We start from the raw sequence: 24080 nt of genomic DNA, 5'->3' as shown, positions 1-24080 counted from the left end.
GCTAATTTTGGGACCCGGGGCTGCCGCGGTCCGGCACCACCAGAGAGCCTAACGCGGAGCACCCGCCGATGTGTTCCCGACTTTGCCGATCCCGTATGCCGTCCGCCCACATTCGAGGGGTCACTCACCTCGCCGGATCAGTCCAGTTCGTCGGCCCGCCACAGCGCGGCGCAGGCGACAAGGTCCTCCCCCGTGCGCTGCATGGCCGCCCCGCTGGTCGTGAGGGCTCCGGCCGTGGCGGGGTCGCTGTCGTCCCGGTCATGCGCCATCTCTGCCCGACCTGCGGCGATGACCGCCGCGAAGGCTGCGGCCCTCTCCAGGGCGACGGCCAGATCGCCGTCGAAGACGCCTGTCAGGATCTCGTCGGCCAGCGCCTTGACCTCGTCGGGGCCGGGCGGCTCGGCGACCCCTGCGACGGCGTGTGCGACGTCGGTGAACCGCATCCCCGCGGCGTACTCCCTGCTGGCCTCGACGGGCTGGCGGCGGACCCACTCCCGGACCGCGTAGAGGCGCCAGAGCGCTCCCGGCAGGGTGCGGGCCGGGCGGGAGGCCCACAGGTCGGCGACGGTCGACAGGCCGAGGTCATCAACGAGCGCCACGAGCCGCGCGGTGACGTCGGGGTCGTCGACGGCGCGACCGGTGCCGACGAGGACGGCGGCGGTCTCATGGGCTATCTCGGTGAGTTCGGCCGGTCCGGGCAGGGTGCCACCGTGGGCCTCGAGCTCGTCGGGCCCGAACTGCACGGGACGCCTGGGGACGTTGCGGCCGCTGTCTGTCATGCCCCCATCGTCCCCCACGGGGCGCTGGTGGCCTGTCACGCTGGAGGCATGGGACTGGACCGGTTCGTCGAGGCGCAGGACGCCGGCGGAGCGTATGACGCCGCGCTCGCCGAACTCCGTCGCGGCCGCAAGGTGAGCCACTGGATGTGGTTCGTCTTCCCACAGATCGTGGGGCTCGGTCGCAGTGCCATGGCGCAGAGGTATGCCGTGTCCAACCTTGGCGAAGCCCGCGCCTATCTCGCGGATCCCGTTCTCGGACAACGGTTGCGTGAGTGTTGCGAGGTGCTTCTGGAACTGCCCGGGGCGGACGCCGAATCGGTGTTCGGTGGAATCGACGCGATCAAGCTGCGCTCGTGCCTGACGCTGTTCGGGCGGGCTGCCGAGGTCGAACTGGACCGACAGCTCTTCACAGACGTGTTGGAGAAGTACTTCGACGGCGCCGAGGACCCAGCGACGCTCGAACGGATCTGAGCCGGCGGACACGGCGGGCGGCAAAGGAGCAGCGTGAGCCTCCCCTCCTGCGTGAGGTGCCGCGCATCTGCGCCGGTTGCCGCGCATGGTGCCCAGTGCCGCCCGGTATCGTCTGCGCACGTGCGGACCGACCTCCGCGCGGGCCTCTAGCTCAATGGTTAGAGCTGCGGACTTTTAATCCGTAGGTTGTGGGTTCGAGTCCCACGGGGCCCACCACACGCGCAGATCAGCGACCCGAGAGATCCGAGCACCGCGGTCCACGTTCCAGCATCGGGCGACGTTCAGGCGACCTTGGTGGCGTAGCCCATGTACGACAACGCCTTGCTCTTCACCTGACCTGCTTCGAGCCTTCGACTGAGTTCACCGAAGGTGATGGCCCCGCGATGGGCTCGCACGAAGTTCCAGACCAGCGATGGCTTCGACGCCCGCGGGCCGAGGCCGACCGTTTCATGGAGACGAAGGCCCGCACCGGCGAGCGAACCGTCGAGCTCATCCGGCGTGATGAACATGTCCCAGTCATGAATGTCCGCATTGATGATCCGGGTCAAGCGCCATTCCTGCATCACCTTGATGGCCAGGAGCCGGCTCTGCCGGGTGCGGTTGATGGTGTCGAAGAGGTAGAGGCCGCCGGGCTTGAGACAGCGTGAAGTCTCGCGGAGCACGGCGTCGACATCCGACACGTGCTCCAGGACGTCGCAGCAATAGGCGATGTCGAAGTCCCCATCTGCGACCGGGAGGCTTTCGCCGGAGCCGACCCGGTAGTCGATGTCGAGGCCCATCCGCTGAGCGTGGGCGCGTGCGGATTCGATGGAGACCTCGGATGGGTCGACACCCACCACGTCGCATCCCAACTGAGCGAACTCCTCGGCCATGAACCCTCCGCCGCAGCCGATGTCGAGGGCGCGAAGCCCGTCCGGGGACATGCCACGTTCGTGGAAGACGTCGCGGAAGTACGTGATGCGACCAGGGGTGAAGCTGCCGTGGAGGATGTTGAGCGGGTTGTCCTCATCCCACCAGCCAGCACCCTCGCGATCGTAGATCTCGTTGTCGATCGGCACGCCCACCTCCGACCTTCGTCACGACAGAACGGCGATGGCCCGCCCTCACCGGGGAAGGGAGGGCCATCGCTGCAGCCCAAGACGGTTTACGGCTCCTCGCCTCCGCCGGCCAGGAAGCCGCGGGAACCGTTGCAGGAGTCACCGGGTTGGAACCCGGAGGCCTTGAGGTCCTGAACGGTGGCACCCGCGGCGCGCTGCGCCTTTTGGACGTGACCCCAGTTCTGGGGCGGTGCTCCACCGGGGCCCGGGAACCCGGTTCCGGCTTCTTCGCCGTCCTCGAGCCCGGAGAACGCGCAGATGGAGTTGGTGTTGGCAGGCGCCTTGGTGGGCTTGCCGCTGCCGGTGACCTCGCCGGCGTTGGCGATCGACACACCGGAGAACATCAGTCCGGCTGCTGCCGGGACTGCGAGCCATCGCGTGAAGTGCATGTCCTGCTCCTTCCAGGGGGAAGGTCGCGCCACGGGAGGGTGCGGCCCTCCCGCCGACGCTAGGGGTAGGCGTCCGAGGCCCACAATGACCCGGTGGTGCGCCTGTGTGCACACCAAGGAACTGGCCATGAGGAGGCGTCGCCGGGGTCAATGACTAGCCAGCGCGCCGTCAGAGCGGGAGCGGCACTCCCCAGGACCGGAGGGCGTTGGCGCCGATGCCGAAGGCCACGCTCAGGGCGATGGCACCGACGAAGCCCACGATGCCCGACAGTCGCTTGTCGAGGGGCCGATCCGTGGGGCGACCGAACCCGATGAGCTCGACCACGGCATACGCGATGAAGCCGAGCATGAGCGGCCCGTTGACCATGACCCAGAACCAGAACCACCGCGTCCCCAGGCGTGGAGCCGCGCCGAAGATGAGCCCGGCAAAGATCCCCGCGGCGGCGAGCATCGCGGGGAAGGTGAGCGGCCCGCCGTCGCCCACGCTGAACGGGCGCATGGGGACGTCGGCCTCGCGCAACTCCTTCACGAACTCGGCGACCTCCGGCGAACCGCCGGACCTGCTGATGCTGCTGCCGAACGAGTCCAGGTCAACGTCGGACGTCGCCACTCGCCAGCCCTGCGCCCCGTACGCCCGCCAGACGATGATCCCGCCCTGTTGCGTGTCGACGGTCATGTCGACACCCCCGGCAGCGTCCGGCGTCGGCTCGCCCGGAGCCTCGACGATGCCCGTCTGGTGCGCCACCATCCGGTCGAAGGTCCCGCGTTCGAGCTGGTCCGCGACGTACCACTCCTGCACTGCGCCGTTGCGCAGGTCCTGCCTCAGTTCATCGAACGACGAGCCCCGCAGCCCGTCTGTCCACGAACCCGCCATGATCAGCGTGGCAAGGACCACGACCGCCCCGCCGAACGCCACGATGAACCGCTCGTGCCACCAGCGACCGTCACGTCCTGCCGTCGCGGTCCCCGCGACGGCGACGCCCTCCCCCACCCCTGCTGTCATGGCTGAACTATGGCACGACAAACCCCCGCTGACCAGATGTCAACGGGGGCCTGTGAGTCGGGTCGTCAGTCGAAGAGTTCGGAGAGGAACGACTTCTTCCGGCGATAGCCGGGCTGGCCGTAGTAGCCCTTGCCCGGAGAGGACGAGTAGCGCGGCGCCTGGCCGTAGTGCTGGGCCGCGGGCTGACCATAGGGACCCTGCCCGTATGCCGGCTGCTGCGGTGCCGCTGCCGGCTGCGCCTGCTGCTGTGGCTGGCTCTGCTGGGCCTGCTGCTGCGGCTGGTAGTAGGCGGTCTCGGCGTTGACGAGTGCCTCGAGCTCGCCGCGGTCGAGGAAGAGGCCGCCGCAGCCGGTGCACTGGTCGACGTGGACCTGGTTGCGCTCGTAGCTGCGCATCTCGGATCCGCACTTGGGACAGGTGAGAGTGCTCATGCCTGCCTCAACGATCGAGTCGCCGCAAACGTCCCCGACCTGACGCTTCGACTTTGTGCCCGGTGGGGACACTCGTCGCTGCGCTCCTCATGTCCCCACCGGGCACAAAGTCGTTAGGCGGCGGCGAGAACGGGCGGGAGCAGGAAGAGCATCCCGAGCGACCAGACGAGGTGGGTGACGATCGGCCCGAGGATGCCGCCGGTCACCCGCCGCTGGAGACCCGTGACGGCACCGAGCAGGAGAGCCGCGAGAACGAGAAGGGGGATCCCAGCGGCAGCGGTCACGACGGCATACACGATCGTCGTGACGAGAACCGCGTGCCGACGCCCGACCGCAGCGAAGAGCGCACCCCGATAGAACAGCTCCTCCGCGACGCCGTTGATCGCCGTGACGAGCGCGACGACCGGTAGAGATCCGAAGCGGGCGTGGTCGAGCAGCCCGTCGACGGGTTCGCGCAGCAGCGGGATGCGGGCCACGACGAGCGCCCCGGCGAGGAAGAGGGCAAGGAGCAGGAGTCCGAGAACCAGGGACTGGACGACCGGTCGGGCGCGCCCGGCACCGGAGCGGGTGTGGGCGCGGCCGAGGTGCAACGGGCCGGAAAGGAGTGCGCCGCCTGCCCACACGATCGCCAGCAGGACGGTCCCGGCATAGAAGAGCCGATCACCCGGCGGGATCCGCAGTGCCCAGGCGTTCACGCCGACACCGACGACGAGCGTGGCCACGGCAACCGCCCGGCGCCGGCGGAAGGCCGCGTCGGTCTCGGTGTGGTCGCGCGGGACGGGCTCGACCAGTGCGGCTCGGAAGAATCGCCGCAGTTCCGCCAGTGCGTGGTCCATGACGGATGAGACGATGCCACAGATGGCATCTGACCTGCGGGTTCGCGTGTTGGTGACGGGTGCAACCGGATACATCGGCTCGCGCCTGGTCCCGGCACTGCTCGCTGCCGGCCACGACGTGCGGGTGCTGGCCCGGTCGGCGGACCGGCTCTCCGAGAGGGCCTGGCGCGACCGCGTCGAGATCGTCGAGGGCGACGCAGGTGTGCGCGCCGACCTCGACCGGGCGTTGGCCGACATCGACGTCGCCTACTACCTGCTGCACTCGATGGACGGCGATGCCGACTTCGAGGAGCGCGACCGCGAACTGGCTCGGCTCTTCGGGCTCGCAGCGCAGGCCGCTGACGTCGGCCGCATCGTCTATCTGTCCGGGCTCCACCCGCCCGTGAGCGTGTTGTCGGACCATCTCGCCTCTCGCGTCGAGGTGGGGGATCTCCTCATGGCATCGGGCGTCCCGACGATGGTGCTGCAGGCGGCGGTCATCATCGGCTCGGGATCGGCGTCCTTCGAGATGCTCAGGCACCTCACGAACCGCCTCCCCGCGATGGTCGTGCCCAAGTGGGTCGACAACCGCATCCAGCCGATCGCGATCCGCGATGTCCTCCACTATCTGGTCGGCGCCGCAACGGCTCGGGGTGAGCACAACCGCACGTTCGACGTCGGCGGGCCGGACACCATGACCTACCGCGAGATGATCCAGGGCTATGCAGAGATCGCTGGCCTGCGCGAGCGGCCGATCCGCGCCCTCCCTGTCCTGACGCCGTGGGTCGCGAGCCACTGGGTCGGGCTGGTCACGCCGGTGCCGTCGGGAATCGCCAAGCCGCTTGTCGGGAGCCTCGTCCACGAGGTCGTGTGCAAGGAGCGCGACATCGACGACCTCATCGGGCCACCCCCGGATCGGCCGCTGCACTTCGCCGAGTCCGTCCGTGCCGCACTGGTCGACGAGAGTCGCGATCAGGACCGGCGCCCCGAACCCGGCACGGTCGACCCCGCACGGCTCACGGCAGCCGACCCGGACTGGGCCGGCTGAGCGTCCGCTGCGCCGACCTGTTCGGCGTTCGCGCTGCTCAGAGGCACTTTTCCCCTGCGCTTGAACGCAGAGTGGGGCAGAAAGTTGATTACTTTGGAGGCAACGAGGAGTTTCCTCGCTGCACCCAAGGAGAGTGATCCTGATGGACACCATGTGGTGGTGGATCATCGCGCTTGTCGTCCTGGCCCTGCTGTTCCTGTGGATCCTGCCGCAGTTGCGGAAGCGGAGCGAAGAGGCGCGTCGTGAGCAGGCTGCCGAGGTCCGAGAGGACGCGTTCCAGCAGTCCCAGGTGGCCCGCGACAAGGAGGCTGACGCCAGTCGGGCGGCAGCAGACGCCCGTGAGGCCCGGTCCGAGTACGACGACAGCGTCCGGGAGGCCGACAGGCTCGACCCGGACATCGACACCGACCGCGACGGTCGTCGCACCGGTGACACCTACGCGACCGGTGGAGCCGCCGGCGGAGCCGCCGTAGGCGGAGCAGCTGGTTCGGACATGGCGGCTGGTGAGTACCGCGACACGGGCTCCTCCCGCTTCGACGACCGCACTGCCGTCAGCGACCGCGGTGATGCCGAGTGGAGCGGCAGCGACGCGACTCGGCAGCACACGGACACCGACGCTCCCGACGTAAGTCGGGGTGACCGGGGCTGGCGCGACACCGATGCCGACACGCCTGACGTCAACCGGGACGACCCGAGTTGGCGCGACCGCCTCCAGGACGAAGGAGAGAACCTCAAGGACAAGTTCCGCAAGAACTGACGCCTGAGTGCCCACTGTGCACTGCTGCGGCCGACCGCAGCAGTGCACGAGGCGCCCACATGCGCTTGTGCGACTTTGTGCCCCATTGGGACACGGTGACTCGGCCGAAGGCCGCGCACCGTGTCCCAATGGGGCACAAAGTCGCTGGAGGTCAGTGGAGGGTCGAGCTCAGCGCGTGGATGATGATCCCGGCGAGGGCGCCGACGATCGTGCCGTTGATCCGGATGAACTGCAGGTCGCGCCCCACGTGCAGCTCGATCCGCTCCGCCGCCTCACGCCCGTCCCACTGCTCGACCGTCACCGAGATGACCTCCGCGAGCTCGGACCCATAGGTGTTCACGAAGAACGACACCGCCTCCCCAAGGTGCCCCTCCAGCCGCGAGCGCCACGGCTCGTCCTCGACGAGGTGCCGCCCGAGGTGCTGCAGGAGTTCGTCGCCGCGGACGTGGAAGTACGACGTCGGGTCATCCATCGCCGACTCCAGCGCCGCCGCGAACGACCGCCACAGGCCCACAGCCGTGTCCGGCACCTGCGGGTGTGAGAGCAGCCGCTCCTTGAGCGACTCGGCGCGCTCCATGACCGCCGGATCGGACTGGAGGTCGCGAGCGAGTCGACCCAGCAGGTCATCGAACGCCACCCGCGCAGGATGCCCCGGCGTCGACCGGATGTCGGCGAGCCAGGTGAGCACCTGCTGGTAGCTCCATCCGATGACCTTGTCGTCGACCCACGGCGGCGACCACCACGGCGCCCGCTCGCCCATGACCGATGAGAACGTCCCCGGGTTGTCGACGAGCCAGTCGTGAAGCTGCTCCAACCCGAGGTCGACGAGACCGTGGTGCGTCTCCTCCGACACCACGCCCTCGAGCAGCGACCCGGCGATGGGGCTGATCGGCTCGGTGGCGAGTCGCGGCAGGACGAAGTCGGCGATGACTTCGCGCACGTCCTCGTCGGACAGCCGCCCCAACCCCGCCCGGGTCACGCGCACGACCTCGGTCATGACCCGTTGTCGGTGCCGCGGCTCGCTCAACCACACGCCCAGGCGCTCACCCACCCGGGCGGCCGTCAGCCGCTCCCGGGCGATCTGCTCGGTGAGGAAGTTCTCCGTCACGAACTCCTGGAGGTTGCGACCGATCTCGTTCTTGCGCTTGGGAATGATCGCCGTGTGCGGCACCGGCAGACCCAGGGGGTGCCGGAACAGCGCCGTCACGGCGAACCAGTCCGCCAGCGCACCGACCATGGCCGCCTCGGCCCCCGCATTGACATAGCCCAGCCAGCCGGTCTCGTGACGCAACGTCACGGCATACACGATGGCGGCGAGCACGAGCAGACCCAGCGCGACAGCGCGCATCCGGCGCAGGCCGGTGCGGCGAGCAGCGTCGGCGGGCGACGGGGCAAGGAGACTCACGGGACGATCCTGCTACACGCGGGCGGCCGGGAGCGCCCACGGATGGGGATCGCCGTCGCGAACGCTCATAGAGTGGGATCGTGCATTTCCTCAACGGCCTGCAGCCCCAGTTCGACCTCACCTACGACGACGTGTTCATGGTGCCGAACCACTCGGACGTCACCAGCCGCCTCGACGTCGACCTGCGCAGCGACGACGGCACCGGCACGACCATCCCCCTCGTCGTGGCCAACATGACCGCGATCGCGGGCCGCCGGATGGCCGAGACGACCGCCCGGCGCGGTGCCCTGACCGTCATCCCGCAGGACATCCCGGTCGAGGTCGTGAGCGAGGTCATCGGCTGGACCAAGAAGCGCCACCTCGTCTTCGACACCGCGATCACCCTCGACCCGCACACGACGACCGGCGAGGCCCAGGTCCTGCTCGGCAAGCGCGCCCACGGTGCCGCCGTCGTCATCGAGAACGACAAGCCCGTCGGTGTGGTGACCGAGAAGGACCTCACCGGGGTGGACCGGTTCGTCCAGGTCAAGGACGTCATGTCGCGTGAGCTCGTGACGGTCAACGACGACGTCGATGTGGTCGACGCGTTCGACACCCTGAACGAGAGCCGTCGCCGTCTCGCGCCCGTCGTCGCCAAGGACGGCACGCTCGTCGGCGTCCTCACCCGGCAGGGCGCGCTGCGCGCCAACCTCTACACCCCCGCGGTCGATGCGGATGGTGCGTTGCGTGTGGCCGCTGCCGTCGGGATCAACGGCGACGTCGCCGCGAAGGCCGGCCAGCTCCTCGATGCTGGCGCCGACGTGCTCGTCATCGACACCGCCCACGGTCACCAGCAGAAGATGTTCGAGGCGCTCAAGGCGGTGCGTGGGCTGGACCCGCAGGTCCCGATCGTCGCGGGCAACGTCGTCAGTGCTGCCGGCACCCGTGACCTCATCGAGGCCGGCGCCGACATCGTCAAGGTCGGGGTTGGCCCCGGCGCGATGTGCACCACCCGCATGATGACCGCCGTGGGCCGCCCCCAGTTCTCTGCCGTCCTCGAATGCGCCACTGCCGCAAGGGAACTCGGCAAACACGTCTGGGCAGATGGTGGCGTCCGCCACCCCCGCGATGTCGCCCTTGCGCTCGCCGCCGGCGCCTCCAACGTCATGATCGGATCGTGGTTCGCGGGCACGCTGGAGTCGCCGGGCGACCTGTTCTCCGACGAGAAGGGCCGCCAATACAAGGAATCCTTCGGCATGGCCTCCAGCCGTGCGGTCCGCAACCGCACGGCCACCGACTCGGCCTACGAACGTGCCCGCAAGGCCATGTTCGAGGAGGGCATCAGCTCGGCGCGCATGTTCATCGACCCGGCGCGCCCGTCGGTCGAGGACGTCATCGACGAGATCATCGCCGGGCTCCGCAGCAGCTGCACCTACGCCGGGGCCCGCACCCTCACGGAGTTCCACGAGCGGGCGACGGTGGGCATCCAGAGCACGGCAGGCTTCGCCGAAGGGCGACCGCTCCACCAGTCCTGGTGATCGGCTCGGCACGCGCGTGAGATCACGACGAACGATCGCGTATGCCGTCTTCGCCGCGTCCGCGGTCGTCCTCACCGTCGTCGTCGGCTGGCTCACCACTCCCGACGACGAAGGCGTGGCGGGCGAATGGGAGACGACCGCCGTGGAGGGCCGAGTCCTCGGCGGTCGCGCCCTGGTCGCCACGGACTCCACGGTCGCCATCGACCTCGTGTCGGGGACGCGGATCACTCTGGGCTCGGTGAGTGGCGGAGACCGGGCCATCGGCGGTGGCCGCCTCCTCATCGTGAACGACACGACCCTCGACGCCGCCGGCCTCGACGGCCAGTCCCGCTGGACCTGGCGCGGCCCCACGGCACACCGCCTCGCCCTGGTGGCGGCGTCATCGGGCACCACGGTCGTGCAGGCGTGTGGTGGCACACCGCGAGCCTGCCGCCTCATCGGCCTCGGGGCGAACGGTCAGGAGGCATGGCAGACGCCCCAGCCCACGGCGTCCGGCACCGCTGCACCGGTGGTGGGCACCGATGGCAACCTTCCGGTCGTGGGAGTGTTCCCGACCGGGGATGACACGGTCGTCCTCGTCGACCCCGACTCGAGTCGCGTCGTGCTCCGCCCGCCTGCCCGGGCGTCCGTGGGCAGGGACGGCCGCCTCCTCCTCGACTCCGCTGCCGGGGGATCCTGCACGCGCACGACCTACGAGTCCTTCGACCGGTCGGCCACCTCGACGGCCCCAGGGGCCTGCCCTGACGCCGCGGCTCAGGGCGCCTCGGATCAGACCGATCAGACGAATGGCGCTGGCACCCGCGCCGAGGTCGGGCGCACCACCCTCTGGTGGTGGCCGTTCGGGGACGGGATCCACACGCTCGAGGTGAGCGGCCGGCATACGGGAAGGATTGTGAGCCGCGACGGCCTCCGCGCGCTCCGCGTCGACGACTCCGGAATCACGGTCGCTATCGGGGATGTCGTGCGACGTTACTCGTGGGTCAACTCCCCTGCGGCACAGGGGAAATAGACAAACTTTCATCCTGATGAGCCATTACTGGACAGTCACCCTGTCCAAATGCCTGATCAGTTCGTCAGCGCTCGCCAGAGGTGCAAGGATGACGCCCGTGGGGAAACACGGATCAACCCAAGCCGGCGGAGTGACCGCCGCGATCATCGCTGGCGTCGTCCTCCTTGCCGGGGGCGGTGCGTGGGCCGTCGGGTCCATGCTCAACGACGACCCGAGTGGTGACGCGGCGCCAGCCACGGCCACTGCCGCGGCCTCCGCGACCACCTCCGGCTCGGGGTCGGGAGCCGGCGGCACCGCGCCGAGCGAGGCCCCGAGCACCGCTGCGTCGGGCACGCCCGAGGCAGCCGACGGCGCCCGCACGGACTGTGTCGCCCAGGTCAAGGCTGCGGAGGACTTCGCCGCGGCCGCCAAGGACTCGGCCGCGCACTGGAAGACCCACACGGACGCCTACCTCGCCAAGACCTCGGGCAGGATCACCCTCGAGGAGACCGCGAAGCTCTACGCCGACTCCAAGGCCTTCGGTCTCGCGGACGAGAAGGCCATCGCCGCCACGACCAAGGCGTTCCAGGCCACCGGCACCGCGTGCGCCGACGCGGCCAAGGAGGCCGCGGGCGACGCGACCATCACGGCCTGCACGACGCGCCTCGCCGCTCTGGACAAGGTCCGCACCACGGGGACGACGGTTCAGAACGAGTGGTCCGCGCACCTCCGGATGATGGCCAACAAGGCGCACACCGAGATGGGGTCCTACCACAACACGTGGGTCAAGGCCGTGGACTCTGCGCAGAAGAGCATCCCTGCCTACCAAGCGGCGGCCGACGCCGTGGGCAACGCACCCGCCTGCGCCTGATCGCTCTGTAGCGTGACGTCATGAGCTATGACGTCACGGCCGTCCGCGCGCTCTTCCCAGCGCTGGACGAGGGCGCTGCACACTTCGACGGGCCCGGCGGATCCCAGACGCCGACCCCTGTCGCCGAGGCCGTGCACGACACCTTGGTCTCGGCCATCTCCAACCGGGGCGATGTCACCGCGAGCGAGCGCCGTGCGGAAGCCGTGGTCACGGACGCGCGAGCTGCCGTCGCCGACCTCCTCGGGGCCGACCCCCGTGGCGTCGCCTTCGGTCGGAGTGCCACGGCTCTGACCTATGACCTCTCGCGGGCGCTGGCGCGCACGTGGAAGCCGGGCGACGAGGTCATCGTCACCCGTCTCGACCACGACTCCAACATCCGGCCCTGGGTCCAGGCCGCCGAAGCCGTCGGCGCTGTCGTGAAGTGGGCCGACTTCGAGCCCGACACTGGGGAGCTGCACTCCGCTGCTGTGACCTCGCTGCTCACGGACCGGACCCGGCTCGTCGCGACGAGCGGTGCCTCCAACCTCATCGGCACGAAGCCTCCCGTGTGCAAGATCGCCCGGGCCGTCCACGAGGTCGGCGCTCTGCACTGGGTCGATGGTGTCCATGCGACCGCGCACGCATCCGTGGACCTCGAAGGGCTGGGGGTCGACTTCTGGACCTGCTCGCCCTACAAGTTCCTGGGTCCGCACGTTGGTGTCGTGGCCGCTGCACCTGAACTCCTCGAGACGTTGCAGATGGACAAGTTGTTGCCGTCCACGAACGACGTGCCTGAGCGATTCGAGTTGGGAACGCTGCCCTATGAGCTGCTCGCCGGGACGACGGCGGCGGTGGAGGTGCTCGCCGGACTGGATCCGTCGGCGACCGGTTCGCGTCGCGAGCGGGTGCTGGCGAGCTTTGAGGTGCTCGATGCCCACGAACACGTGCTGCGCACGCGCCTTGAGGAAGGACTGCGCGGTATGCCGTCCGTGCGGCTCTTCTCGAATGCTCGCAAGCGCACGCCGACCCTGCTCTTCACGGTCGAGGGCCTGACCGCGCAGGAGGTGCGTCGAGGTCTGGCCGAACGCGGTGTCAACGCTCCCGCCGGTCACTTCTATGCGATCGAGGCGTCGCGGCACCTCGGGCTCGGTGACGAGGGCGGGGTGAGGGTCGGTCTCGCGCCCTACACCGACGACAGCGACGTCGACCGGCTCCTCGCCGCCGTCGCCGAGATCACGGGTTCCTGATCGCCCCCCGTCCCGATCTCACCGAGTTCCTCGGTTGGGCACGCGATCTCTGTGTCCCTGGTCGAGGAATTCGGTGAGATCGGGACGCAGCCATTGAGGCCCACGCATGGCCGCGGTTCCAGGACACTCAGGGGCGGGGCTGGAGGAAAGCCTCGCGGGTGATGTCCCTGATGGAGGCGGCTCCGGTCAGGCCCATCGTGAGGTCGAGTTCGGCGATGACGTTGTCGAGGACGTCGCGGACACCGTCGGCGCCGTCGAGGGCGAGGCCATAGATGTGCGGGCGCCCGATGAGCGTGGCATCGGCACCGAGCGCAAGGGCGACGAAGACGTCCGCGCCGGTGCGGACACCGCTGTCGAGAAGGACCACGGGATCGCGCCCGATGCGCTCACGGATCGCGATGAGCGCGTCGAGCGAGGCAATGGATCGGTCGACCTGACGACCGCCGTGGTTCGACACGATGATGCCGTCGACGCCCAGGTCAAGCGCGCGCTCGGCATCGTCAGGGTGAAGGATTCCCTTGAGCAGCACCGGAATTCGGGTCCGCTCGCGCAGCGTCTCGAGGTGCCCCCAGGACAGGCCGGGGTTTGAATAGATGTCGAGGAACGTCTCGACGGCTGCCCGCGGTTCAGGGGAACGGAGATTGTCGCGGGTGCCGCCGGGGTGACGTCGGGCCTGACTGAGCAGCGTGCGTGCCCCACCACCGGCGGCCCGCACCTTGGCTGCTCCACGTGTGCCGGCGAGCGGCGACTCGGCCTCGACGCCTGCGGCAGCCGAAGCAGCCACTCGCTCGCGCACGATCTCCATGAAGCGGGGATCGGAGGTGTACTGCGCGATGCCGACACCCTGCGTGAACGGCAGCGACCCGAGGTCGAGGTCCTGGGTTCGCCAGCCGAGCATGGTCGTGTCGAGCGTGACGACGAGGGCGCGCGCCCCGGCAGCTTCCGCCCGTCCGATGAGGGAGTCCACGAGCGCCTCGTCGGTCGACCAGTAGAGCTGGTACCACCACGGCGTCTCCCCCATCGCCGCAGCCGTCTCCTCCATCGGCGAACAGCCCTGCGTGGAGACGATGTAGGGAGTCGCGGCGGCCGAGGCGCCGCGCGCGATCTCGATGTCGGCCTTCGGGGCCACGAGTTCTGCCGCACCGACCGGGGCGACCATGACAGATCCCGCGAGTGGCGTTCCGAGGATCTCGGTGCGCAGGTCGCGCCTGGTGTTGCCGTGCAACATCCGCGGCACGATCTGCCAGCGGTCGAACGCTGCCCGGTTCGCCTGCGCCGTGGCACCCGCACCAGCAGCGCCGGCGACGTATGCCCAGGCCTTGTCGCTCATCGCCTTCCGCGCACGTGACTCGAGTTCCGTCGGGTCAGTCGGGACACGCGGCGGCTGACCGAGCGTCCCGCGTCGATAGATCACGCTCTGGCGTGTACGCCCTGGTCCCGCGGCGGATTCTGGACTGGTCGGCTGGCTCACCCCGCAAAACTAGCCGTGCCCGCGCGGCTTGCGTCAGGTGAGGGCTTGGGCGTAGGCGACCGCGGCGTCGTAGGCCGCCGTCGTCAATGCGCCACCGGTGGACACGCGACGGACCCCGAGTTCGCGCAGGCGCGCGACGGAGGGGTGGTCACCTGCCGCCAGGAAGTTGACCGGGGCGCCCAGCGCGACGATGGCCGCAATGCCCGCCTCGTCGTTGACCAGAGGTGCGAAGAGCACTTCTGCACCGGCATCCCGATAGGCGGCAAGGCGCTCGATCGGATCCTCGCCCAACCCGTAGAGAACGGACTCGCACCGAGCGGTGACGACGATGCCGTGCGCATGCGCGACCTCGACGACCGTTGCCACGCGGGCCACGGCCTCGTCCCACGACACGATGGCCTGCGTCACCGGGTCGTAGTCCTCGATCGACAGGCCGCTCGCACCCGCCTCGGCGAGCAGCTCCACTGTCCGGGCGACCCCACCCTCCTCCCTGGGGAAGCAGTCGGCGGAGTCGACGTTGACAGGCACGTCGACGACGCTCGTGAGCAGGGCGACGTGCGCGACCAACTCATCACGCGTCACCTCGAGATCGGGCTTGCCCAAGGTGGCGGCGTGCCCGTGGCTCGTGGTGGCGATGGCCGGGTAGCCGGCTTCCGCGAGCCGCTTCGCCGACCCGGCGTCGAACGCGTTGGGCATGACGAAGAGGTCGCTCGCGTGGAGCTCAGCAAAGGGCGTCAGTGAGGTCATGCGCCAATCCTGCCTCTCCCCCCCGACATGCAGCATCGACTTTGTGCCCGATTGGGACACGCGGCGGCGGCCTACGGCCGACCCGGCGTGTCCCAATCGGGCACAAAGTCGGAGGATGGGGGCATGGTTGCGCTGTTGCCCCCGCTCGAGGCTCCCGTCGAACCCGCCGACGCGCTGCGGCGCATCGCCTTCCTCCTCGAGCGCAACCGCGCTGGCACGTATCGGGTCGAGGCCTTCCGCAAGGCGGTCAAGGCTCTCAAGGAAGTCGGCGAAGCCGAGATCCACGACCGAGTCGAAGCCGGCACGCTCCAGCAGATCCCCGGGATCGGGAAGTCCACGTCCGCGGTGGTGGAGGAGGCTGCGCGAGGTGAGCTCCCGGCATACCTGGAATCGTTGCAGGACAAGAGCGGCGGCCCACTCGTCTCAGGAGGTGAGGACCTGTATGCCGCGTTGCGCGGCGATTGCCACCTCCACTCCGACTGGAGCGACGGCGGTTCGCCGATCGACGAGATGGTGCTCACCGGCATCGAACTCGGTCACGAATGGATGGTGCTCACCGACCACTCCCCCCAGTTGCGCGTCGCCAACGGGCTGACCGCCGAACGGCTCACCAAGCAGATCGCCATCGTCGATGCGATCAATCGCGGTGTGGGAGAGGCGTTCCGACTGTTCAAGGGGATCGAGGTCGACATCCTGGACGACGGCTCGCTCGACCAAACGGACGTCATGCTCGGCCAGCTCGACTTCGTCACCGCCTCGGTGCACAGCAAGCTGAAGATGAACTCCGCGCCCATGACCAAGCGAATGGTCAACGCCGCCCTCAACCCACGCGTCAACGTCCTCGGCCACTGCACGGGGCGGCTCGTCGAGGGGTCCCGGGGGACGCGTCCACAGTCGGACTTCGACGCGCGAGCCGTGTTCGAGGCGTGCCTCGAGGGCAACACCGCCGTCGAGATCAACAGCCGCCCGGAGCGCAAGGATCCGCCCGACGATCTCATCGCACTCGCCCTCGAGATCGGCTGCCTGTTCTCCATCGACTCCGATGCCCACGCCCCCGGCCAGCTCGACATGAAGGCCTACGGGTGCGAGCGGGCCGAGCGCCTCGGCGTGCCGTGGGATCGCATCATCACGACCTGGGAGGCCGACCGGCTTCACTCCTGGGCAAACCCCGCCTGACCCAATGATGGAGCCTTCTGCCGGGTCCAGTTGACAGCACGAGCTCCCTATGTCTCAATGCCTTAATACATTGAGACATAGGGAGTTGTCGCATGGTCGACCCAGTGATCCGCGAGTTGGCGGTGCAGGGCGCATTCCTGGTGGGCTACGTCGTCGTCGCGCTCGTCATCGTCCTCGTGATGCGCAGGCGGGGACCCGTGTGGGCGTCGCGCGCGTCGAACGCCTCGATCTTCGCCTTGGCGGTGACATTCCTCGTGTTCCCTCGCCAGGATGATGAAGGCTTCGCAGGCAGGGCACCAACCGCCTTCCTCGTCCAGTGCGCCGTCGTCGTCATCACAACGGCCCTGGGCTCCCGCCTGAGCCGGTTGCCCGCTCCCGGGACCATCCGCCACGCGACGATCGCGCCGCGCCGACTGTTCGTTGCCCGGGTGCCGCACCAACGCATCGCGGCCCTCGTGAGTGGCGGCATCGCCGTCACGGCATGGTTGGCAGCGAGCCTCATGGCCACCGATGGCACGACCCTGGTCCGCCGGCACGGCGACGAGAGCGCCGTCCTGCAGGGCTTCCCCGGGTGGCCGGTCATGGCGCCTGCTACCTGTGCCGGCGTTGTCCTTGCTGCGGCAGCAGCTTGGGCCCTGCGCGAGATTCGGGACCGGCCACGCATCGCCGAACCCACTGACACCCTGCTACGCGCCCGGGACGCCTCGCGGGTGCTGAGGGCCACCACCTTCGGATTCGCCGTGGCGGGGAGCGTCGCTCTGTTCGCCATCGCCGGGGACATGAACGAGGTCAGCCAACTGCTGCGCGGTGCCAGCGAAACTGCTCCGCGGTCGCCGTGGGACTTCTATCAGTGGACGGCCTTTGCCCTGTACGCCCCCGCCGTCGCGCTCATCTTCGTGGCCCTGTTCGCGCTGGGTGGATCGGTCGGCTCCCGCGAGGAGCTCGCGGCGATCGACACCGCACCGCTGGACCCCAGCGCGGCACCCGACGGAGCCCTTCCGCCCCAGTCGAAGGCCCACTCATGACCGAACTCGTCATCACCGTCGACGTCTCGGCCGCAGAGCCGCCCTACGAACAGGTGCGGGCCCAACTCGCGGGCCTCATCGGCGCCGGTGCCCTGGCCGAGGGCGACCGCCTCCCCACCGTGCGCGCCCTCGCCGCCGACCTCGGCATCGCCGTCAACACCGTCGCCCGGGCCTACAAGGAGCTCGAGGCCGAGGGTCTCGTCACCACTGGTCGCCGCGCCGGCACGGTCGTCGCCCCTGGCGGCCACGCCACCGACACGGCCCTCCACCGCAGCGCCGCGGCCTACGCCACCAGCGCTGCTCGGGCCGGCCTCAGCGACTCGGCGGCCATCGACCTGGTGCGGGCAGCGCTCCGGGAGGCACGCGCCTGAGGTGGGCGGACGGCATACGGAATCGGCCGGAAGTGATGGGGCCAAAGGCGCAACATAGAGCGCGTTTGGCCCCATGGAACCGGGCCCGCAGATCCCGTTTTGGAACCTCGGCAATCGTCCCTTATGCTTTCCGAGTCCACGACGGATCCGAGCGCCCGCGCGCTGCGCGACAGTGGCGGATCCTTCGAAAGATAGGGTCCCCATCGTCTAGCGGCCCAGGACCCCGCCCTTTCACGGCGGTAGCACGGGTTCGAATCCCGTTGGGGATACGCAGTACAGCAGTCCAGGTCTTGCACCAGCAAGGCCCCGTAGCGCAGTTGGTTAGCGCGCCGCCCTGTCACGGCGGAGGTCGCGGGTTCGAGTCCCGTCGGGGTCGCACAGTCACGAGAGCCCCACACCAGATGGTGTGGGGCTCTCGTCATGCCGGGCGGGGCTACGCTCGACGGGTGAGTCACAGAATTTTCCGTATGCCGGTCGGCTCGGTCTATCCGCACTACGTCACCAAGGTGGAGCGCAAGGGGCGAACGACTGCGGAGCTCGACGAAGTCATCGAGTGGCTGACCGGGTTCGATGACGCGGAGCTCAAGGGTCACCTGGCCGAGGAGACGAGCTTCGAGGACTTCTTCGCGGCGGCGCGCCTCAACCCGAACGCGTCGCTCATCACGGGTTCGGTGTGTGGGGTCAAGGTCCAGGAGATCGAGGACCCGCTCATGCAGAAGATCCGCTACCTCGACAAGCTCGTCGACGAACTCGCCAAGGGCCGCCCCATGGAGAAGGTCCTGCGCCGCTGATGCGACGTCTCAAGCGGGTCGCCCTCGAGACCTTGGGCTGGGTGCTCCTTATTGCCGGCGTGGCGGCGATCTTCCTGCCCGGACCCGGTCTGCTCGGCATCTTCGCGGGCCTCGCCCTGCTCTCGCGGCAGCACGAATGGGCCCACCGCCGGCTCGAGCCAGTGCGACTGAGGGCCCTCCGTGAAGCTGCGGAGAGCGTGCAGGCCCCGCTGCGGATGATCTGGTCCGTGCTCGTCGTCGCCGGGCTCGTCGGCTGCGGTGTCCTGTGGATCCTCGATCCCCCTGCGCCCTCGTGGTGGCCCGCGCCGGAGAGCTGGTGGCTGCCGGGCGGCTTCTGGGCGGGAATCACTCTGCTCGTCTCGGCGGCGATCACCCTCGGCCTCCTCATCTACAGCTATCGCCGGTTCCACGGGAAGCCTGAGGCTCTCGCCGCGCTGACGGTCACCATCGAGCAGGCCGACGAGGAGGCTCGCGATCCACACGACTCCGACTGAAACGGCACTGGCTTCAGGCCGCTGACCACCACCGGGGACACGATTCGGTAGGCGGCGAAGCCTCAGGTATAGTCGCCGTGCCCGAGAGGGCAACGGCCAGGTAGCTCAGTTGGTACGAGCGTCCGACTGAAAATCGGAAGGTCGACGGTTCGACCCCGTCCCTGGCCACCGAACGACGAAACCGCAGGTATGCCGTGTGCACACCTGCGGTTTCGTCATTCCGACGGCCTATTCGTGCGTCGAGTGCTCCTGGATGAGCAACGCGCCGGAGGGGCAGCGCCCCACCACCTCCCGCAACTGGTCGGCCAGCTCGGGAGTGTCTGCCGCCCCCGGGTCGATCCACGGTCGTCGACTCGTGTCGAAGACGCTCGGCATCCCCCGCACGCACACCGTGGAGTGGATGCACGGTTCGCGATCGTCCGTCACGTCGACGAGCGGACCGGTGTAGGTCTTACGGGCCATGGGTGCCTCCTGTGACCGGGGTGCCGAACGACTCCCGGTGGGTGACGGGGTGGTGACTCAGGATCGAGACGCGGTTGAAGGCGTTGATCATCGACGCGGCATAGATCAGCAGGGCGAGCTGGTCGTCCGTCAGGATCTCGCGCAGCAGGTCGTACTGGTCGTCGGTGAGATGCCCTTCGGAAACCCGCGTGACCGCCTCCGCGATCGTGAGTGCGGCCCGCTCCACCTCCGTGAACAGGTCGGCCTCGCGCCATGCGGGCAACACTGCGATGCGCTGCGGCGACTCCCCACCGCGCAGCGCGAGGTGGGTGTGCAGGTGGAGGCAGAACGCACACCCGTTGATCTGGGATGACCGCAGGTTCACCAGTTCGAGAACCATCTTGCTGATCCCCACCGCGTCGGCCCGGACCCTGATCTCGTTCGACACCGCGGCCATTGCACCGTGAATCGAGGGCTGCTGTTTGTCTGCATAGACCCAGCGGGGGGCATCCATGATCCGACCCTAATCGCTGGGCGCTCCACCGGGCACGACGATCCCCGTTTCATAGGCCAGCACGACAGCGTGGACCCGATCCCGGGTGCCGCGTCGTGGTCTGCCAAGGACTCCGGTCCGGTTGGACAGTCTCCGCCGAAAAACCACGGGCCGCGTGTCGTCGTCGTTCGAGGTGCCGGCGAGCGCCGACAGCCCTACTGTGTGCGCACGAGGGGTGCAGGGGCTCCCCTCACGTCAAGAGGGGATCCACAATGAAACTCCGCTCTGCCGCGGCGCTCGCCGCAACACTGCTGTTCGTCCCGTTCACTGCAACGTCCGCCAGCGCAGCCGTTCCCGCCAACGACACGTTTGCCGGCGCGACCGTTGTCGGGTCACTTCCGACGACGATCGAGCAGGACACCACCGAGGCGACGACCGACGCCCTCGACGCGTCGCTCAACGGGATGTGCGGCGCACCCGCCACGAACGCGAGCGTGTGGTTCACCTACACCGACATCACCGGCGACGGCTTCCTCGCCGACGTGAGCGCCTCCGACTACACCGCCGGCGTCATCGTCACGGCGGGCGACCCCAACGAGGGCAACCTCGTCGCCTGCGGTCCGGGCCAGGTCGGGGTGCGCGGCGAGGCCGGGACCACCTACTCGGTCATGGCGTTCTCGGACAGCGCAGCCCAGGGCGGCAACCTCTCCATGACCTTCGGAGAGCTCCCGCCCGCACCGACGGCGGCCCTCACGGTCGACCCCAGGGGCGTCGCCTACAAGGACGGCACGGCGCGCATCACCGGCACCTACAACTGCACCAACGCCGACGGCTTCAACTCGGACGTCTCGGGCACTCTCACCCAGACCGTTGGGCGCGTGAAGATCAACGGGTTCTTCTTCGTCAACCCGCTCGAGTGTGACGGCTCCACCCACACCTGGGAGGCGTTCGTCTTCTCCGAGAACGGCCTCTTCTCGGGCGGCAAGGCCGCCAACTTCTCCGTCGCGTTCGCGTGCGGCCTCGCGGAGTGCGCTGTGGTCGAAGCCTCCGGCAAGGTTCAGCTGAGCCGCAACGGCAAGTAGTACGACCCACAACGTCAGCGTGAACGGTGGCTCTTGCGACCGTTCACGCTGACGTTGTGAGAGCCACGTATGCCGTTCGCTCGCCTTCGCCTCGATGTCACCCCGTGATGCGCGCCCGATGGAGCACGAGTTTCGTGGTGTATGCCGCGTAGGCCTCGGGAGCGTCCTCCCAGTCGGCGAGCAGGCTGGTGACCTTCTCGGCCGGGAAGCCGCTCGTCGCAACGAAATCGAGCAGGTCGGGCAGAACTGGGCGAACGTGGGAGACGCCCACGCGGAGCGTGGCGCTCGTGGCGTACATGTCCATGACGGGAAGCTTCGTCCCCGGCGAGAGGTAGTAGCCGGTGCCGGTGCAGATGCCTCCGGGCCGCAGGGCGCGCAGGGCCCGTCGTAGTCCGCGTGACGTCGATGACGCCTCCACCGCAACGTCGAAGTGATTGGCCTGAACGGGGAAGGGGGCGCGCGCCCCCTTGGCCAGCTTGTGCACGCGGGCCCCGAGCGCTTCGGCGACCTCGAGCCGGGCATCGCGAGTGTCGACGTAGTCGACGACCTCCGCGCCGTGCTCCACGGCGAGACCAGCCGCATAGAGGCCGATGCTCTGACCGCCACCGCCGAGGACTAGAACCCGTCCGCCCGGTCGCTCCCGGAGCGGCGGGACGACCGACCGCCAGGCGTCGGTGAGGTTGTCGCTCGCTGCCGCAATCCTCAGCGGGTCGACACCCTCTGGCACGCGGACGAGCATGTGCTCGGCGTGCGGGATCCTCAACGAGTCGGCGACCATGCCACCCCATGGTCCGGACGCCGGCCCGAACCCGAAGGCCGCAAGCGCTCGACCGGGACTCTCCTCACGCATCGTCGAGCACTTGGCGGTGAGCCTCAGGCGGCACTCGCGGCAGGAGCCGCACGACAGCGCCCAGGGCACGACGACGACGTCGCCGACGTTGAGGTCACGCACCTCGGGACCGACCTCGGTCACCTCGGCGATGGACTCGTGGCCGATCCCAAAGGGCCCCCGGAACGGGACGTCACCGGTGATGGCGGCAACAACCGGATCGATGAGCCCGAGCCTCAAGCCGGCCTGCATGCCCCGTGACACGGAGCGGTGGATCGGGAGGGTGTCTCCGTCGCACCGGCTCGCGACAAAGGGACGCACGAGGGCGTCGGTTCCGTTCTCCAGGACGGGATCTGGACGATCACGCCACTCCAGTTGACCGGATCGGACGAAGTTCAACTCGCGCATCGAGTTCCTCTCAGGGCTGTGTCGCAGACGTACAGCGCAAGGCGACGGGACGGCATACGAATCCAGTGTGTATGCCGTCCCGCTGGGCTCGGACGTACGGCTCAGCCGCGCAGTCCGATCCTCCGGTCGAAGCCGCCGGGTGAGTGGACGTTGAGCATCCGTACGTCAGCCGTTCCCTCATTGCGGATCTCGTGGGCGGTGCCGCACGGCACGAGCACGAACGTTCCCGGCCCCGCTCGGTGTTGCCTGCGTTCCTCCCCGAGGGTGACGGTGAGCGTCCCGTCGAGGACATAGAACGAGTCGTCCTCGGCGTCGTGGACATGGCTGTCGACGCCTTGACCGGGGCGCAGGACGATGATCGCGAGGTTGAAGAACGGCGTGTCCTGGGTGCGAGCCAGGAACTCGACGTTGCCGACACGGTCTCCCGAGCCCGCCTCGACGACGACGGGCAGGCGGCTCATCACGCACCCACCGCAGTCGGCTCGAGCGTCGACTCGGCCGTGAGGGCACCACCGAAGACGTTGGCGGGATCCACGGCTGCCTTGACCCGTCGCAGCCTGTCGAGGGTGTCGACCGTCCAAGCGCCGCGGATCGCGTCGGGGTCGGAGCTGCCGACGAAGTTCACGAGATTGGTGCCCGTCGACCACGGCTCCAGAGCACTGATGACGCCGGAGGTGACGAGAGGCGCGACCTCCGCCAACGGAGGGGGTGCCGGTGCGATGGCCGTCACCGCGAACGCGCCCTCGCGACCCGCGACAGCGTTGGGAACAGCTGCTGCTCGCGCGAGCGCCCCGCCCATGAGCCGCAGCTCGGCCATGACGAGCGGCACGTCCACGCCCGGTCCGGCGACGGCCAAGAGGCTGTCGATGGCGGCAGGTGGAAGTTCGCGCAGGAGTCCGCCACGGGTGACCGCCGGCATCGGTTCGGTCGGGTCCATGTGGATGGCGTCGACGGCGGCGTAGGGCATCGGACCGATGCCACCCAGAGTGGGTTCGGCGACGGTCCGCATCGGGGCGATGAGCGTTTCGCCGGCGTCCGCGGACCCGGCGAATCCGAATCTCACCGCGAGACTCACCACCCCACGCAAGGGCGGCGGCACGTCGTCGATGGGCGGCAGTCGAAGGAGGGCGACGGACGTCGTGGCGTCCTCGGGCAGGGTCGGAGCCCACATGGCCCATGACCGCAGCACCGTTTCGATGGCGTCTCCGGTGAACATCAATGCCCCACCGAAGAACTCGGGCACCGGCACGAGGTCGAACTCCAGCGCGGTCACGATGCCGAAGCTCGACTGACCGCCGCGCACGGCCCAGAACAGGTCAGGGTCGCTTTCGGCGGTGACGGTGCGGATCTCCCCGGCGGCCGTGACGAGCTCCAGGGAACGGACGTGGTCCGCGGCGAAGCCGTGTCGTCGGGCGAGGTGCCCCATCCCGCCGCCGAGCGTGTAGCCCACCACCCCGACGTCCGACGACGAGCCGTTGAGCGGCGCGAGTCCGTGTGGCGCGGCAGCGTCGATGACCTGCCGCCAGCGGACGCCGGCCTCGACGCGTGCGACCCGGCGCTCAGGGTCGACCTCGACGTCCCGCAGGGCGTCGGTCGTGATGAGGACGGTGTCGTCGCCGACGGGCGCCGCTGCCCCGTGGCCCGTCGCCTGGACGGCGACCGCGAGACGGGACCGGACGGCATGCCGGACTGCGGCTGCGACGTCCTCGGAACTCTCGGCGGTCACCAGGACGCCGGGGCGGTGGGTGACGGAAGTGTTGAAGCCGGTGAGATGCGGCGCTGCGGCCGGGTCGTCTCCGGCGAAGGCACGGCCGCGCAGTTCACGAGCGAGTTGTGCGCGTGTCGAGGTGTCCATGTGCTGCTCCCTGTCGTGGGTGCCGCACCCGGGTGGTGCGGCCTCCCTCGAATCTGGAGCTGAGGGGTGGTCGGGCACATGAGGCATTCACGCAGTCCGA

Annotated in this window: 27 protein-coding genes and 4 tRNA genes; 17 read left to right on the top strand and 14 right to left on the bottom strand. The window is 69.0% G+C overall.

The window, feature by feature from the left end; genetic code table 11:
* Positions 1-137 precede the first annotated feature (137 nt).
* Positions 138-779 carry a hypothetical protein gene (locus N802_RS04255; RefSeq protein ID WP_035912593.1) on the bottom strand — a complete coding sequence of 214 codons (642 nt, stop codon included), beginning with the start codon at positions 777-779 and terminating at the stop codon, positions 138-140.
* 48 nt (positions 780-827) lie between these two features.
* Between N802_RS04255 and N802_RS04250 the strand changes: the two genes are divergently transcribed.
* Complete coding sequence (locus tag N802_RS04250) at positions 828-1250, top strand: DUF1810 domain-containing protein (protein WP_035912591.1); 423 nt, start codon at positions 828-830, stop codon at positions 1248-1250.
* Positions 1251-1390: 140 nt separating this feature from the next.
* A tRNA-Lys gene (locus tag N802_RS04245) sits at positions 1391-1466 on the top strand.
* 65 nt (positions 1467-1531) lie between these two features.
* Here the strand turns inward: N802_RS04245 and ubiG are convergent.
* The 5 genes from ubiG to N802_RS04220 form a co-directional block, all read right to left on the bottom strand.
* Positions 1532-2308 carry a bifunctional 2-polyprenyl-6-hydroxyphenol methylase/3-demethylubiquinol 3-O-methyltransferase UbiG gene (gene ubiG / locus N802_RS04240; protein ID WP_035912966.1) on the bottom strand — a complete coding sequence of 259 codons (777 nt, stop codon included), beginning with the start codon at positions 2306-2308 and terminating at the stop codon, positions 1532-1534.
* 86 nt (positions 2309-2394) lie between these two features.
* On the bottom strand, positions 2395-2736 hold the full coding sequence (locus N802_RS04235; protein ID WP_035912588.1) for a hypothetical protein: 342 nt from the start codon (positions 2734-2736) through the stop codon (positions 2395-2397).
* 169 nt (positions 2737-2905) lie between these two features.
* On the bottom strand, positions 2906-3739 hold the full coding sequence (locus N802_RS04230; RefSeq protein ID WP_156971282.1) for a hypothetical protein: 834 nt from the start codon (positions 3737-3739) through the stop codon (positions 2906-2908).
* A gap of 65 nt (positions 3740-3804) precedes the next feature.
* A complete protein-coding gene (locus N802_RS04225) occupies positions 3805-4170 on the bottom strand; it encodes a TFIIB-type zinc ribbon-containing protein (RefSeq protein ID WP_035912584.1) in 366 nt (121 codons plus the stop codon).
* A gap of 113 nt (positions 4171-4283) precedes the next feature.
* Positions 4284-5006: a CPBP family intramembrane glutamic endopeptidase gene (locus tag N802_RS04220; RefSeq protein WP_035912583.1), complete on the bottom strand. Its 723-nt coding sequence runs from the start codon at positions 5004-5006 to the stop codon at positions 4284-4286.
* A 22-nt stretch (positions 5007-5028) separates the two neighbouring features.
* Between N802_RS04220 and N802_RS04215 the strand changes: the two genes are divergently transcribed.
* Both N802_RS04215 and N802_RS19310 read left to right on the top strand, forming a co-directional pair.
* Positions 5029-6033 (top strand): NAD(P)H-binding protein, encoded by a 1005-nt coding sequence (locus N802_RS04215; RefSeq protein ID WP_035912581.1) that lies wholly within the window; start codon positions 5029-5031, stop codon positions 6031-6033.
* Between the two features lie 142 nt (positions 6034-6175).
* Positions 6176-6790: a hypothetical protein gene (locus tag N802_RS19310; protein WP_156971281.1), complete on the top strand. Its 615-nt coding sequence runs from the start codon at positions 6176-6178 to the stop codon at positions 6788-6790.
* A 151-nt stretch (positions 6791-6941) separates the two neighbouring features.
* Here N802_RS19310 and N802_RS04205 read toward each other — a convergent pair whose 3' ends face one another.
* A complete protein-coding gene (locus tag N802_RS04205; RefSeq protein WP_035912579.1) occupies positions 6942-8195 on the bottom strand; it encodes a DUF445 domain-containing protein in 1254 nt (417 codons plus the stop codon).
* Positions 8196-8275: 80 nt separating this feature from the next.
* Between N802_RS04205 and N802_RS04200 the strand changes: the two genes are divergently transcribed.
* The 4 genes from N802_RS04200 to N802_RS04185 all read left to right on the top strand — a co-directional run bounded on the left by N802_RS04200 (position 8276) and on the right by N802_RS04185 (position 12797).
* Complete coding sequence (locus N802_RS04200) at positions 8276-9712, top strand: GuaB1 family IMP dehydrogenase-related protein (protein ID WP_035912577.1); 1437 nt, start codon at positions 8276-8278, stop codon at positions 9710-9712.
* A 16-nt stretch (positions 9713-9728) separates the two neighbouring features.
* The gene (locus tag N802_RS04195; RefSeq protein WP_035912574.1) at positions 9729-10721 is read left to right on the top strand and encodes a hypothetical protein; all 993 of its coding nucleotides are present in this window, start codon (positions 9729-9731) and stop codon (positions 10719-10721) included.
* 97 nt (positions 10722-10818) lie between these two features.
* Positions 10819-11571 carry a hypothetical protein gene (locus N802_RS04190; RefSeq protein ID WP_156971280.1) on the top strand — a complete coding sequence of 251 codons (753 nt, stop codon included), beginning with the start codon at positions 10819-10821 and terminating at the stop codon, positions 11569-11571.
* A gap of 20 nt (positions 11572-11591) precedes the next feature.
* Complete coding sequence (locus tag N802_RS04185; RefSeq protein ID WP_035912568.1) at positions 11592-12797, top strand: cysteine desulfurase-like protein; 1206 nt, start codon at positions 11592-11594, stop codon at positions 12795-12797.
* A 127-nt stretch (positions 12798-12924) separates the two neighbouring features.
* Here the strand turns inward: N802_RS04185 and N802_RS04180 are convergent, their stop codons facing one another.
* The gene (locus N802_RS04180) at positions 12925-14211 is read right to left on the bottom strand and encodes an alpha-hydroxy-acid oxidizing protein (RefSeq protein ID WP_245613821.1); all 1287 of its coding nucleotides are present in this window, start codon (positions 14209-14211) and stop codon (positions 12925-12927) included.
* A 90-nt stretch (positions 14212-14301) separates the two neighbouring features.
* Positions 14302-15015 (bottom strand): isocitrate lyase/PEP mutase family protein, encoded by a 714-nt coding sequence (locus tag N802_RS04175; protein ID WP_035912561.1) that lies wholly within the window; start codon positions 15013-15015, stop codon positions 14302-14304.
* A gap of 123 nt (positions 15016-15138) precedes the next feature.
* Between N802_RS04175 and N802_RS04170 the strand changes: the two genes are divergently transcribed.
* The 8 genes from N802_RS04170 (at position 15139) to N802_RS04135 (ending at position 19040) form a co-directional block, all read left to right on the top strand.
* A complete protein-coding gene (locus N802_RS04170) occupies positions 15139-16191 on the top strand; it encodes a PHP domain-containing protein (RefSeq protein ID WP_035912558.1) in 1053 nt (350 codons plus the stop codon).
* Between the two features lie 92 nt (positions 16192-16283).
* Entirely contained in the window at positions 16284-17216 is a 933-nt protein-coding gene (locus N802_RS04165) for a hypothetical protein (RefSeq protein ID WP_035912557.1), read from the top strand.
* Positions 17213-17587, top strand: a complete 375-nt coding sequence (locus N802_RS04160; protein ID WP_035912553.1) for a GntR family transcriptional regulator — start codon at positions 17213-17215, stop codon at positions 17585-17587. Before N802_RS04165 ends, N802_RS04160 begins: the two co-directional genes overlap by 4 nt.
* A gap of 196 nt (positions 17588-17783) precedes the next feature.
* Positions 17784-17856: transfer RNA gene (locus N802_RS04155), tRNA-Glu, on the top strand.
* Between the two features lie 33 nt (positions 17857-17889).
* Positions 17890-17963 (top strand) — tRNA-Asp (locus N802_RS04150).
* 91 nt (positions 17964-18054) lie between these two features.
* Positions 18055-18378: a DUF2200 domain-containing protein gene (locus tag N802_RS04145; RefSeq protein ID WP_245613831.1), complete on the top strand. Its 324-nt coding sequence runs from the start codon at positions 18055-18057 to the stop codon at positions 18376-18378.
* Positions 18378-18872: a PGPGW domain-containing protein gene (locus N802_RS04140; protein ID WP_035912550.1), complete on the top strand. Its 495-nt coding sequence runs from the start codon at positions 18378-18380 to the stop codon at positions 18870-18872. Before N802_RS04145 ends, N802_RS04140 begins: the two co-directional genes overlap by 1 nt.
* A gap of 94 nt (positions 18873-18966) precedes the next feature.
* Positions 18967-19040 (top strand) — tRNA-Phe (locus N802_RS04135).
* Positions 19041-19100: 60 nt separating this feature from the next.
* Here N802_RS04135 and N802_RS04130 read toward each other — a convergent pair.
* Entirely contained in the window at positions 19101-19334 is a 234-nt protein-coding gene (locus N802_RS04130; RefSeq protein WP_035912547.1) for a (4Fe-4S)-binding protein, read from the bottom strand.
* A complete protein-coding gene (locus N802_RS04125) occupies positions 19324-19827 on the bottom strand; it encodes a carboxymuconolactone decarboxylase family protein (protein WP_035912543.1) in 504 nt (167 codons plus the stop codon). Before N802_RS04125 ends, N802_RS04130 begins: the two co-directional genes overlap by 11 nt.
* 251 nt (positions 19828-20078) lie before the next feature.
* On the opposite strand from N802_RS04125, the gene N802_RS04120 reads away from it, so the two are divergent.
* On the top strand, positions 20079-20888 hold the full coding sequence (locus N802_RS04120; RefSeq protein WP_035912541.1) for a DUF6299 family protein: 810 nt from the start codon (positions 20079-20081) through the stop codon (positions 20886-20888).
* A gap of 97 nt (positions 20889-20985) precedes the next feature.
* Here the strand turns inward: N802_RS04120 and N802_RS04115 are convergent, their stop codons facing one another.
* The 3 genes from N802_RS04115 to N802_RS04105 form a co-directional block, all read right to left on the bottom strand.
* The gene (locus tag N802_RS04115; protein WP_035912538.1) at positions 20986-22125 is read right to left on the bottom strand and encodes a zinc-dependent alcohol dehydrogenase; all 1140 of its coding nucleotides are present in this window, start codon (positions 22123-22125) and stop codon (positions 20986-20988) included.
* 101 nt (positions 22126-22226) lie between these two features.
* Positions 22227-22586, bottom strand: a complete 360-nt coding sequence (locus N802_RS04110) for a cupin domain-containing protein (RefSeq protein ID WP_052109410.1) — start codon at positions 22584-22586, stop codon at positions 22227-22229.
* The gene (locus tag N802_RS04105) at positions 22586-23980 is read right to left on the bottom strand and encodes an FAD-binding oxidoreductase (RefSeq protein ID WP_084071858.1); all 1395 of its coding nucleotides are present in this window, start codon (positions 23978-23980) and stop codon (positions 22586-22588) included. Before N802_RS04105 ends, N802_RS04110 begins: the two co-directional genes overlap by 1 nt.
* Positions 23981-24080 lie beyond the last annotated feature (100 nt).

It is taken from the genome of Knoellia sinensis KCTC 19936 (assembly GCF_000768705.1).
In the GTDB taxonomy this organism is placed as follows: domain Bacteria; phylum Actinomycetota; class Actinomycetes; order Actinomycetales; family Dermatophilaceae; genus Knoellia; species Knoellia sinensis.
The sequence above is the reverse complement of the archived record's forward strand: the minus strand, read 5'-3'. Positions and strand labels throughout refer to the sequence as shown.